Raw genomic sequence first — 11,674 nt, forward strand, 5'->3', positions numbered from 1 at the left:
ACGGACAGAATGGAAATCTATATTAGTACAGTGGCCTTCTCTGGAAATTCAATTGAAGAAATTATTTCAGTTGCAAAGGAAAACAATTTCTCCCTTGAATTTAGTTCCGGGTTGCCCTACCGTTCTGATATAGAAGACATATACAGAAATTGTTCTGTCAAGCGTATGCCTCACAATTATTTTCCTGCTCCCGATAATCCTTTTGTTATTAATCTGGCTAGTTCAAATGAAGCTATCCGCGAACGATCTGTCAATCACTGTATAAAAGGCCTTCAACTGGCAAAAGAATCTGACTCTCCTTTTTTTGCTGCACATGCTGGTTTCTGTATTGATCCCGATCCGAAAGAGTTGGGTAAGACAATTGCAATAAACGAATCTTTTGATAGAAAGTTGCATGTGGAATTGTTTTATAAGTCAATTGAGACAATTCTTTCGTATGCAGGCTTATATGAAGTTGATTTTTTGATTGAGAATAATGTACTTGCAAAGTTTAATTATAAATTTGGAGAAATTCCATTTTTATGTTGTACATCTAATGAGATGGGTGAAATGATTACCTATTTTAATCACCCTCGTTTGGGTATATTGTTTGATACAGCCCATTTTAAAGTAAGTTGCACAACGTTATCTTTAGACCAGGATACAGAAATAGCTTCACTCATACCTTATATTAGTGCTGTTCATCACAGCGATAATGATGGGGCAGTAGATTCAAATTCGCCATTTGATACGTCATATTGGTTTTTAAAGTATATGCATCACTTCAATACAGTTGAACATGTAATAGAAGTGAAACATTTAACAGTAAAAGAAATTAATAAGCTTATATCTATATTAAAAAATATATAAATGGATGTAAAAGAAATCTCAATTAAGCATACCGACATCATTAAGACAGCATTGTTGGTTTTGGATAAAACAGGCCTTGGGATTGTATTTGTCACGGATAATAGCGACAAATTGATCGGTGTATTAACTGATGGTGATATCAGGAGATCTTTATTGGGAGATAAAACACTAGACACCCCTGTTAATATTGTTATGAATCACAATTTTGTTGCAATGCCTGTTGATACAGATAGTGCAACACTATTGAGCATGATAAATGATACAGTTAAAGTGATACCATTAATTGATTCTGATGGTAGGTTAGTTGATTTTTCAACAATAAATAAAATACGTAGAATTTCTATCGCAACTCCTGTACTTACAGGAAATGAATTAGCATATGTTACAGATTGTGTTAAAACTAACTGGATTTCTTCTCAAGGGAAATATGTTAAACAGTTTGAACAGATGTTTTCCGAATACCATCAAAAATTTAGTGCATTAGCGGTAAGTAACGGCACTGTAGCCTTACATTTAGCAATTGAAGCATTAAATATTGGTCAGGGGGATGAAGTACTTGTTCCTGATTTGACATTTGCTGCAAGTGTTAATGCAATTCTATACGCAAAATCTACCCCAGTCTTAGTTGATATTGATCGGGATACATGGAATATTGATGTTCAGAAGATTGAATCAAAAATTACATCAAAGACAAAGGCAATTATGGTTGTACATCTTTATGGACAACCCTGTAACATGACTGAAATACAAAAAATTGCTGAAAAGTACCAACTGTTTGTAATTGAAGATTGCGCTGAAGCACTTGGTAGTTATTATAAAGATAAGCCTGTAGGAACTTTTGGTGATGTGGCAACATTTAGTTTTTATGGAAATAAGACTATTACAACAGGTGAAGGTGGTATGGTAATCTTTAAGAATCAGGAAGTGGCAGAACGGGCAGCTATGCTAAGAGACCATGGAATGCTTAAGTCAAAAAGATATTGGCATGCAGAGGTTGGGTATAATTACAGATTAACAAACCTTCAAGCCGCTGTTGGAGTAGCCCAGTTTGAACGCCTTAATGAATTTGTTAATGCAAAAAGACGAATAGCAAAATCATACAATGATGCATTCGGCAAAATTCCCTTTTTTCAATTGCCATTAAACATACCTGATACAATAAATTCCAATTGGCTTTATACCATTGTGGTAAAACCAGATTCGCCATTTCAAAGAGATGAACTAATTGATTTCTTAGGAAATTTAGGTGTTGAAACAAGACCGGTGTTTTATGCAATGCATAGCATGCCACCCTATAAAAATTTCGGAGATGCGGATGAGTTGCAAGTGTCATCTAGGATCTCTAAATCAGGATTTAGCCTGCCATCTTCGGCAAATCTTTCTGAAATGGAGCTAACTTATATTTGTAATTGTATCGTTTCATTTGCAAATAAATACCAGTAATGGTTGAAATGTCAAATGTGCTAGCGATTATACCTGCAAGAGGCGGAAGTAAAGGATTGCCAAATAAAAATATTAAAACATTACATGGCAAACCTTTAATTGCCTGGACTATAGAGGCAGCAAAAAATACTTCCTTTATTGATAAAGTAATTGTAAGTACTGATAGCGAAATAATTAGAGATACCGCCCTTGATTATGGTGCTGAAGTTCCTTTCTTACGACCTGCATCTCTTGCAACTGATGAATCTAAAAGTATAGATGTTGTATTACACATACTTGAATACTATAATGACTATAAGTACGTATGTATGCTACAACCAACCTCACCTTTAAGATTCGGTTTCGATATTGAAAAGGCATTTAATGACATGCAAAAGGCACAAGCAAATGCATGTGTTAGTGTTTCTCTGTCAACTGAGAATCCATACTGGACTTTTAAGCTTTCTTCTAATGGACATCTAATTTCGCTATTCGATATTGAAAGCTTACCATCAAGAAGACAAGATTTGCCAGATACTTTTTTCCTTAATGGCGCAATTTATTTAGCTGAAGTTTCATGGTTGAAAAAAGTTAAAACCTTTCTTACTAATGAAACAATGGCATACGTTATGCCAAATGACAGATCGATTGATATAGATTCCCTTGCAGATTTTGAAGAAGCAGAATCCGCAATTAAACGAATATTAGATAATCCTTAATTTTTATGAACATTCGAATCATTCCCAGAATTGATATTAAAGGCCCCAATCTTGTAAAAGGAATACATTTGGAAGGACTTAGGGTTTTGGGAAAACCATCTGACTTTGCGAAGTTTTATTATGAAAATGGAGCAGATGAATTATTATACATGGATGTGGTTGCTAGTCTCTATGAAAGGAATAGTTTGATGAAAATTATTGAAGAAACTGCAAATGAAATTTTTATACCATTGACTGTGGGCGGAGGGGTAAGAAGCATTGAAGATATCCGTAATATACTTCGAGCTGGGGCAGATAAAGTACTGATTAATACTGCAGCCATTAAAAGACCTACTTTTATTCGTGATGCAGTTTTAGAGTTTGGTTCTTCGACAATCGTTGTAGCCCTCGAAGCCATCAAACAACCCGATAATAACTATCTATGTTTTATTGATAATGGTAGAGAGTATACAGGACTAAATGTAGTAGATTGGGCAAATGAAGTTGAAGATTTGGGTGCCGGGGAAATAGTTATAACATCAGTTGATAGAGATGGAACAGGAAAAGGGTTCGATTTTGAATTAATTAATCTGGTTAGTAAGAATCGAAAAATTCCGGTTGTAGCACATGGTGGCGCAGGCTCAAAGGAACATGTATTATCAGTGCTAAATGAATGTAATATTGATGCAGTTTCACTGGCATCGATATTTCACTATGATTTTATCAAAAGAGTTCCCACACATAATAATGATTTTATAGAAGGGAACCTGGATTTTTTGAAAAGCGGAACGCTGGTAAAACATATTGAATCCATTAGTATTAAGGAGTTGAAGAGATATTTAAGTAACAATAAAATTCAATTGAGAGTTAGTTAGTATGTCAAATTCAGAAAAATTAGTTGCTATAATTGATTATGGAATAGGTAATCTTTATAGTGTAAAAAAAGCCTGTGAAAAAGTAGGTATAAATGCTATAATTACCTCTGATAAAAATGAATTAAAGAAAGCTGATGCAATTATTCTCCCAGGGGTTGGTGCATTTGGGGTAGCTATGGGTAATCTTAAGAAGAATGATCTCATTGATGTAATACATGATTTTGCTCAAAAGGGTAAATATATAATGGGTGTCTGTTTGGGCATGCAATTATTAATGAGTGAAAGTGAAGAGTTCGGAGTGCAGCAAGGTATTGGACTAATTCCTGGTAAGTGTATAAAATTCGATGCAACTATAGTAGAAAAGATTCCACAAATAATGTGGAATAAAATTTACTGTAAAGACAAGAATTCCGAATTTCCTGAAAATACACCACTTTCAAAATTTAGTAATAATGAATTTATGTACTTCGTACATTCTTTCTATGTACTCCCCACAAATGCAGAAAATATCTTATCTCTAACAAAATATAATAATTTTGAATATTGCTCTTCTGTTGTGAAGAATAATATATTCGGATTTCAATTCCACCCCGAAAAGAGTGGACAGCATGGATTAAATATTTACCAAAATTTTAAATCACTAATAAATGAAAGTTGAACCCAAAAACACAAAAGCAAGGTATAATCTGCCCGATGAAGTTATATTTTGCAAACGATGTGTTATGTCAAACCAGCGTCCGCGAATTACGTTCGATGAAAACGGAATTTGTTCAGCATGTACATTTGCTGATTTAAAGAAAAACTCATTCGATTGGAATCAAAGGGAGCAAGAGTTGGTTGCATTACTTGACAAGCATAGAAGAAATGACGGAACATATGACGTAATTGTTCCCTGTAGCGGTGGTAAGGATGCAGCATATATAGCCCATGAATTGAAACATAAATACAACATGAATCCATTAACGGTAACCTGGGCACCGCACCTTTATACTGATATTGGTTTTCAGAATCTGCACAATATGATTCGAGTGGGAGATTTAGCAAATATACTTTCAACCCCACCAGGCATTACACATAAGAAACTTACAAAACTATCTTTTGAAATACTTGGAGACCCATTCCAACCATTTATTTACGGTCAATACAATTTTCCCCTAAAAGCTGCAGTACAATACCAGGTACCGCTAATAATGTATGGAGAGAATGGGGAAGTAGAATATGGTGGTGATATGAAGAATGCATTTAAACCAACCAGAGATTATAAAGGTGATCAAAAGAAACACTATTTTTCAAATCTATCTCCTGAAGATTTTGTAAAATACGGTATAAAGGAAGAGGATCTGGTTCCCTACATGCCACCATCTGATGAAGAACTGGATAATTTAAATACTGAAATCCATTTTTATGGTTATTATAAGAAATGGGTGCCTCAGGAAAATTTTTATTATTGTGTAGAAAATACAGGTTTTCAAGCCAATCCTGTGCGTAGCGAAGGAACCTATTCAAAATACGCTTCACTAGATGATAAATTAGATGGTTTCCATTATTATTTGTCTTTCATTAAGTTTGGTATTGGAAGATGTACATCTGACGCGGCACATGAAGTTAGAGATGGGCACATTACCAGGGAAGAAGCTGTTCAACTGGTGAAGAAATTTGATGGAGAATTTCCGAAAAAATTTTTCCCCACTTTCCTTGAATACTGTAATATAACGGAAGAGTATTTTTGGGAAGTTATCGACAGTTGGAGGTCTGATCACATTTGGACTAAATCAGCCGAAGGAAATTGGGAATTAAAGAAACATATCTGGGAACAATAAAACTTTATTTAAGATAAATGAAAAAAGCACTTATTACGGGGGTTACCGGTCAAGACGGATCATATTTAGCAGAACTCCTACTGAGCAAAAATTATGAAGTTCATGGTATTAAACGTAGAACTTCTCTTTTTAATACAGAAAGAATAGACCACCTTATAAAGGACCAGCATTTGGGTTATAACCAGTTTAAGATACATTATGCTGATATGACCGATTCGTCTAGTTTGATTAGGGTCATAAAGGAGGTAGAACCTGATGAAATTTATAACCTGGCTGCGCAAAGCCATGTTGCAGTTTCTTTTTTGGAGCCTGAATATACTGCTAATGCAGATGCATTAGGTACACTTAGAATATTGGAAGCTATCCGTACACTTGGTTTAACTAAAAAAACCAAGTTTTACCAAGCTAGTTCTTCTGAATTATACGGGTTGGTACAAGAAATTCCCCAGACCGAAAAAACTCCATTTTATCCACGGAGCCCCTACGCTATTGCTAAATTGTATTCTTATTGGATTACGGTGAATTATCGTGAGGCTTATGGAATTTACGCTTGTAACGGTATTTTGTTCAACCACGAATCGCCTAGAAGAGGCGAGACTTTCGTTACAAGAAAAATTACACGTGCTTTAGCAAGAATACATCATGGTATTCAGCAAACACTTTATCTTGGTAATCTCGATTCAAAACGAGACTGGGGGCATGCAAGAGATTATGTTGAAATGCAATGGTTAATGCTTCAGCAAGATGAACCAAGAGATTTTGTTATTTCAACTGGAGTTCAGTATTCTGTAAGAGAATTTATTGAAAAATGCACACAGAAGATAGGCATGCAGATTACTTGGCAGGGTGAAGGTGAGAATGAGACAGGTGTTGATCAAAATGGAAGAGTAATCGTTAAAGTTGACCCATTTTACTATCGTCCGGCTGAAGTAGAAACATTACTTGGCGACTCTTCATTAGCGGCAAAACTTCTCGGATGGCAACCCAAAACCGGTATTGATCAGTTAATTGACGAGATGCTTGAAAACGACCTGAAAAGAGCATTAAACGAAAGGAACGCGCAATAGTAAATTTGAGAATACTATTTCACCCTTATTTCGGAAGAGCTTTTCATACTACATTAATTGGTGTGTTGTATGATTTATTGATGCACCATGAGGTAGTACTGCTTGCAGACGATGACATCGAATTGATCTTATCAAAACATGAATCAATTCTGTCACATAAAAACCTTATTGTTTATAAAACTGATTTGTTTCCCACATTTGGTTTACGTAGTTTATTTTACCAGGCAAGAACAGTTAAAGAAAACATTGAAGTTATATATAATGCCTACAGGCCGGATGCATTATTGATTGAGAATGATTGTATGTCTTTCATTTCAATGGCCTTTGCATCATTTTTTGAGAAATTAAAAATTCCGATTGTATGTGTACAGTCAATGGCGGAAGTAGATATAAATTTCAATATAAAACTTAAAAAACAACTGTTAAAAACCAAGCTAGTTAACATAAATAGTCTTTTTAGGAATTCACTTATATCGGAATTTCTGATTCAAACTTATTACATTCTTGGTTACTTGTATATTCACGTTTTTCTTTTATTGCTAGCCGGCTTTAAACCTAAATTTCGATTTCGGAGCTATATTAACATGAATTGTGTAAGTGGAGAACTTTTCAATTCATCGGCGATTGTTTATGAGAAAAGAGCGTATGCCATTTATAAGAGTCGATCCATTGTAAGCAATAAAGTTAGTTATATTCGACACCCCATTTTGAACCTATCAATTCCTATCGATCTTTTTATTTCTGATATTGATATTGATAAGTTAAATAGTAGTGGTTCAATACAACTCTTGTTTCTTGTACACCCCCTCTTTTTTGATATAGAAAATGGTAATCAGGAACTTATAGTTAAGTCTTTGAAGAATTTTATTCTTCAGCATAATATAACTGAAATTGTAGTAAAACCGCATCCCGATTTTACTACAAAGTACGAACTTGATAACTTTTTCAATAACATCAAATCTGATGATGTAAATGTTTTAATCGTAAACAAAACAGAGAATGTTTTGAAGTACGTGGTGCGAAGTAAAATTATAATAGATTTACCTCCCGGACTTTCAACCATATTATTAATTTCTTCTCTGATTAGTAGTAGGTATAAAGAGCATAAATTTATTTGCGGCATTACTTCACATCTTGAATTACATACTTACCTTGATGGTGAAATAAATCGATATGATCAGCTTATAAATGAAAAGAGTTTATATCGCTGTTTTAGTAGCTTAACTGAGAGTTTTCATTTTCGTAGTTCCAATGATGAAAGTGATCCGGATTTAGCTCTTTTCCCATCTTATTCCGACTACTTTTTTAAATTAAATAAAACCTAAACGATGATCAATATCTTTCAACCTGATTTAGGTGAAGCAGAGCTTTCTAAATTATCTGAAGTTTTCAAATCAAACTGGATTGGGAAAGGCGATTATGTATTGAAGTTTGAGGAAGGATTTGCAAATGTACTCAAGTCAGAGTCTAAGTACTTTACATCAACCAATAGCTGTACTGAAGCTTTATTTCTAGCGGCCAAATTGTATGATTTTAAACCAGGTGATGAAATAATTGCGCCAAGTGTAAGTTTTGGTGCAGTAGGTAATTGCGTTGTAGATGCAGGTGCCAAGCTGGTTTTATGTGATGTTGATAAGCATACACTCAACGCAACAGCCGAGCACATCAACAGATGCATATCAAAAAATACAAAGGCTGTTATAATTACCCATTATGGAGGTGTTCCTTGCGAAATGGACGAAATTATACAATTGTGTAAAGAACATAATATTATTTTAATAGAAGATAGTGCCTGTTGTCCTGTTAGCTTCTATAAAGGCAAAGCTGCTGGTACTTTGGGAAATATGGGAATGTGGTCTTTTGACGCCATGAAGATTATCTGTACCGGAGATGGCGGGATGATATATATAGATGATGAAGAGCAAAAGGAAATATTAAAAGAATTAATCTATCTTGGATTACCCAACAGACAAAAAAGTGGAATCGATAGTTATAAAGGAGGCAATACTACTTGGTGGGAATACCAAATAACTAGGCCTGGCAGACGATCAATCATGAATAATATAGCAGGGGCTATTGGCATTGCACAACTTGAGTCTTTACCAGGAAAAATTGCACGCAGAAAAGCTATTCATGAAAGATACACAGAAGAATTTAAGCAATTAGATTGGCTAAAACTACCTCCTGCGATTCCTTCTTACATGGAAAGCTCATACTATTTTTACTGGGTTCAATTAGACGAAAGAGATAGGTTTGCAAATTTCCTTAAAGAAAAAAATATTTACTCTACGTTTAGGTATTTCCCACTTCATAGAGTAGATTATTTTAAATTGAATGACGCAGAATGTCCAAACTCTGATTATGCAGCTGACAGAACACTCTGTATTCCTCTGCATAGTTCCCTGTCTGACAGTGATGTTGAATATATTATTGATATGGTTAAATCGTTCAAATAAAAGTAATGGGAACCCCCTTTTTTTCTGTTCTGATACCATCTTATAACAGACCTGAGTTTATTGTAAAGGCAGTTGAATCGGTACTTAAAAACACATACACTGATTTTGAATTGCTTATTTCTGATGATAAATCGCCAAGAAGAGATGAGATTATCTACAATTTGCAGCCTTACCTGGCAGACCCCCGTGTGAAATTTTTTAGTCAGGAGAATAATTTACGAGAGCCTGCAAATAGGGCTTTTCTGATCGATAAGGCAAGTGCTAAGTGGGTAATATTTCTTTGTGATGACGATTTATTAATGCCTAACGCTTTGGAGACTATTTATGATTATATTCAGCATAATAGTAATAGTCATGTATTCAACTTCGGTTATAATTATATAGATCAACACGAGTTAGTTAAATATGAAAGGTATTCTCCAAAAACTTTCGATTTAGATATAAGCAATATAAAATTGGTGAAAGAATTTTTATGTTGCGACATTTTTCCATACTGGTTTTACTCACCTGTAACTTTCTGTTTCAATAAAGAAGCTACTCGAAATATTAAACCTAACTATTCAATTGGTATAGGAGATGATTTAATGTATTTAATGGATGTTGTCTTATCTGGATTGAGAATAACAGTAATTCCTAAAGTATTGATGTCGTATAGGCGATTTGATGCTGTTGGAACAAACTACCAGCCTAATCAAACGGCAGGCATTTTGCCCAACCTAATTTCACGTGCACTAATACTCCGAAATCTTTGTTTAAGAAATGACATAGAACCAGCCATTGAACGATTCATCAAATCATATCCTTTCAGGAAAACTTTTGTATACTTACAGGTCGTACAATCTAAATTACCTTTCGAAGAAATTAAACAGAGTATAAATCTGAATGAGAGTGAATTTGCAGAACTTAAATTATATTATCATAAGCAGTCAATAATCGACCGGTTAAAAATTAAAGCATGGAGGGTAATTAAATTTTCTAGCATTACTGGTATGAAAGGATTTCTTCATGCGCTTAAATTATCACTTAAACCAAACTTCAAATTATGAATGAACTATTAATGGAAAATGTTAAATCTGCACTTGCAGATAAATTACCACCATACATATATAATGCTAAAGAATTTATTCCTGGTAAATCCACTGTATATTATTCTGGACCATATTGGGATGAAAAGGAAATACTTGCGGCAGTTAATAGTCTACTTCATGGCAAATGGGTAGTTTCTGGAGAGAACGTGCACAAATTTGAAAGTAGATTTAGCAAGTATTTCAACTTCAAATTTTCTCATATGGTCAATTCGGGAAGTTCTGCGAATTTGGCTATGATTACTGCATTAAAGAAACATATGAATTGGAATGATGGAGATGAAATATTAGTATCTCCAGTTGGTTTTCCGACGACAATTTCTCCACTTATCCAAAATAACTTAACTCCCGTTTTTGTAGATATAGAATTCGAAACATTAAATTTCGATTTGAATCTTCTGGTTGAAAAGATAACCAACAAAACAAAGGGGATCTTTATTTCTCCTGTATTAGGTAATCCTCCTAATATTGATCGTCTTATTGAAATTTCAAAAGAATATAATCTATTATTGATTGGGGATAATTGTGATAGTTTAGGTTCGAAGTGGGGTGGTGCATATCTTACTGATTATTATTATTGCTCATCTTGTTCTTTTTATCCAGCTCACCATATAAGTACGGGTGAAGGTGGAATGATTTCCTCTAATGATGAAAAATTTATTGATATAGTTAGAAGTGTATCATGGTGGGGAAGAGATTGTTATTGTGTGGGCTCTGCTAATCTACTTTCCTGTGGAACTTGTAAGAATAGATTTGATAAATGGCTGGAAAGCTATAACGGAATTATCGATCATAAATATTATTTTACTAATATTGGATATAACCTTAAGCCTTTAGATCTTCAGGGAGCAATTGGGTTAGAACAATTGCAAAAATTTGAAGAGATTGAGAAAAACAGAAGAAAGAATAAAAAAAGGGTCCAGGAGCTTTTTGCAAAATACGTTCCTTCTGTTACACCTGCTGCAGTCCTCGAAAAGGCTGATCCATCCTGGTTTGGTGTGCCAATTATATGTGAGTCTCAAGCTCATAAAGAAAAGCTTGTAACGTTTTTGGAAGACAATAAAATTCAAACAAGAAATTATTTTGCGGGTAATTTACTTTTGCACCCGGCATTCAGTCATCTTGATGAATACCAAAAGTATCCTAATGCTAATAAAGCATTAAGCCATGTTTTCTTTGTTGGTTGTTCTCCACATTACAACGATGATATTTTTACTTACTATGCTGACGTTTTGAGTAAGATCAACTTTTAAGATGGAGACTGCGAAAAGTAAAATCGGCTCTCTATTTAATTATCTGACTAGTTCGGTTATATCAGCTTTAGGAAATATCCTGCTTCTCTTTATTATTTCCGCAAGGGTTGGAGTAGTGGATTTTGCGAGATATAGTATTTTGTTGTTTT

At 34.3% G+C, this 11,674-nt stretch carries 11 protein-coding genes; all 11 read left to right on the plus strand.

From position 1 onward, the window contains the following. Positions 1 to 9 precede the first annotated feature (9 nt). From ACH30E_RS09710 to ACH30E_RS09760, 11 genes are read left to right on the plus strand one after another with little or no spacing between them, the layout of a single operon-like run. Positions 10 to 849: a sugar phosphate isomerase/epimerase family protein gene (locus ACH30E_RS09710; protein ID WP_490824657.1), complete on the plus strand. Its 840-nt coding sequence runs from the start codon at positions 10 to 12 to the stop codon at positions 847 to 849. Next, complete coding sequence (locus tag ACH30E_RS09715) at positions 850 to 2,292, plus strand: aminotransferase class I/II-fold pyridoxal phosphate-dependent enzyme (protein WP_490824658.1); 1,443 nt, start codon at positions 850 to 852, stop codon at positions 2,290 to 2,292. Next, positions 2,292 to 2,990, plus strand: coding sequence for an acylneuraminate cytidylyltransferase family protein (locus ACH30E_RS09720; protein ID WP_490824659.1), 699 nt, complete (start codon positions 2,292 to 2,294; stop codon positions 2,988 to 2,990). Before ACH30E_RS09715 ends, ACH30E_RS09720 begins: the two co-directional genes overlap by 1 nt. Positions 2,991 to 2,995: 5 nt before the next feature. Continuing rightward, positions 2,996 to 3,844: an imidazole glycerol phosphate synthase subunit HisF gene (gene hisF, locus ACH30E_RS09725; RefSeq protein ID WP_490824660.1), complete on the plus strand. Its 849-nt coding sequence runs from the start codon at positions 2,996 to 2,998 to the stop codon at positions 3,842 to 3,844. A gap of 1 nt (position 3,845) precedes the next feature. Continuing rightward, the gene (hisH, locus tag ACH30E_RS09730) at positions 3,846 to 4,502 is read left to right on the plus strand and encodes an imidazole glycerol phosphate synthase subunit HisH (protein WP_490824661.1); all 657 of its coding nucleotides are present in this window, start codon (positions 3,846 to 3,848) and stop codon (positions 4,500 to 4,502) included. Further along, a complete protein-coding gene (locus tag ACH30E_RS09735) occupies positions 4,492 to 5,664 on the plus strand; it encodes an N-acetyl sugar amidotransferase (RefSeq protein ID WP_490824662.1) in 1,173 nt (390 codons plus the stop codon). Before hisH ends, ACH30E_RS09735 begins: the two co-directional genes overlap by 11 nt. Positions 5,665 to 5,681: 17 nt before the next feature. Beyond that, entirely contained in the window at positions 5,682 to 6,731 is a 1,050-nt protein-coding gene (gmd, locus tag ACH30E_RS09740; protein ID WP_490824663.1) for a GDP-mannose 4,6-dehydratase, read from the plus strand. A gap of 5 nt (positions 6,732 to 6,736) precedes the next feature. After that, positions 6,737 to 8,056: a hypothetical protein gene (locus ACH30E_RS09745; RefSeq protein WP_490824664.1), complete on the plus strand. Its 1,320-nt coding sequence runs from the start codon at positions 6,737 to 6,739 to the stop codon at positions 8,054 to 8,056. A 3-nt stretch (positions 8,057 to 8,059) separates the two neighbouring features. Then, a complete protein-coding gene (locus tag ACH30E_RS09750) occupies positions 8,060 to 9,187 on the plus strand; it encodes a DegT/DnrJ/EryC1/StrS family aminotransferase (RefSeq protein ID WP_490824665.1) in 1,128 nt (375 codons plus the stop codon). Between the two features lie 5 nt (positions 9,188 to 9,192). Continuing rightward, positions 9,193 to 10,233, plus strand: a complete 1,041-nt coding sequence (locus ACH30E_RS09755) for a glycosyltransferase family 2 protein (RefSeq protein WP_490824666.1) — start codon at positions 9,193 to 9,195, stop codon at positions 10,231 to 10,233. After that, positions 10,230 to 11,525 (plus strand): DegT/DnrJ/EryC1/StrS family aminotransferase, encoded by a 1,296-nt coding sequence (locus tag ACH30E_RS09760; protein ID WP_490824667.1) that lies wholly within the window; start codon positions 10,230 to 10,232, stop codon positions 11,523 to 11,525. Before ACH30E_RS09755 ends, ACH30E_RS09760 begins: the two co-directional genes overlap by 4 nt. The last annotated feature ends 149 nt before the right edge of the window (positions 11,526 to 11,674 follow it).

The organism is Sediminibacterium sp. FW305-C-61 (genome assembly GCF_058231065.1).

Excerpts from the sequence above, each read along its gene's own strand:
- ACH30E_RS09755 (WP_490824666.1), top strand. The coding sequence starts at position 9,193 with ATGGGAACCCCCTTTTTTTCTGTTCTGATACCATCTTATAACAGACCT.
- ACH30E_RS09760 (WP_490824667.1), top strand. The coding sequence starts at position 10,230 with ATGAATGAACTATTAATGGAAAATGTTAAATCTGCACTTGCAGATAAA.
- ACH30E_RS09710 (WP_490824657.1), top strand. The coding sequence starts at position 10 with ATGGAAATCTATATTAGTACAGTGGCCTTCTCTGGAAATTCAATTGAA.
- hisH (WP_490824661.1), top strand. The coding sequence starts at position 3,846 with ATGTCAAATTCAGAAAAATTAGTTGCTATAATTGATTATGGAATAGGT.
- ACH30E_RS09715 (WP_490824658.1), top strand. The coding sequence starts at position 850 with ATGGATGTAAAAGAAATCTCAATTAAGCATACCGACATCATTAAGACA.
- ACH30E_RS09720 (WP_490824659.1), top strand. The coding sequence starts at position 2,292 with ATGGTTGAAATGTCAAATGTGCTAGCGATTATACCTGCAAGAGGCGGA.
- ACH30E_RS09750 (WP_490824665.1), top strand. The coding sequence starts at position 8,060 with ATGATCAATATCTTTCAACCTGATTTAGGTGAAGCAGAGCTTTCTAAA.
- hisF (WP_490824660.1), top strand. The coding sequence starts at position 2,996 with ATGAACATTCGAATCATTCCCAGAATTGATATTAAAGGCCCCAATCTT.
- ACH30E_RS09735 (WP_490824662.1), top strand. The coding sequence starts at position 4,492 with ATGAAAGTTGAACCCAAAAACACAAAAGCAAGGTATAATCTGCCCGAT.
- gmd (WP_490824663.1), top strand. The coding sequence starts at position 5,682 with ATGAAAAAAGCACTTATTACGGGGGTTACCGGTCAAGACGGATCATAT.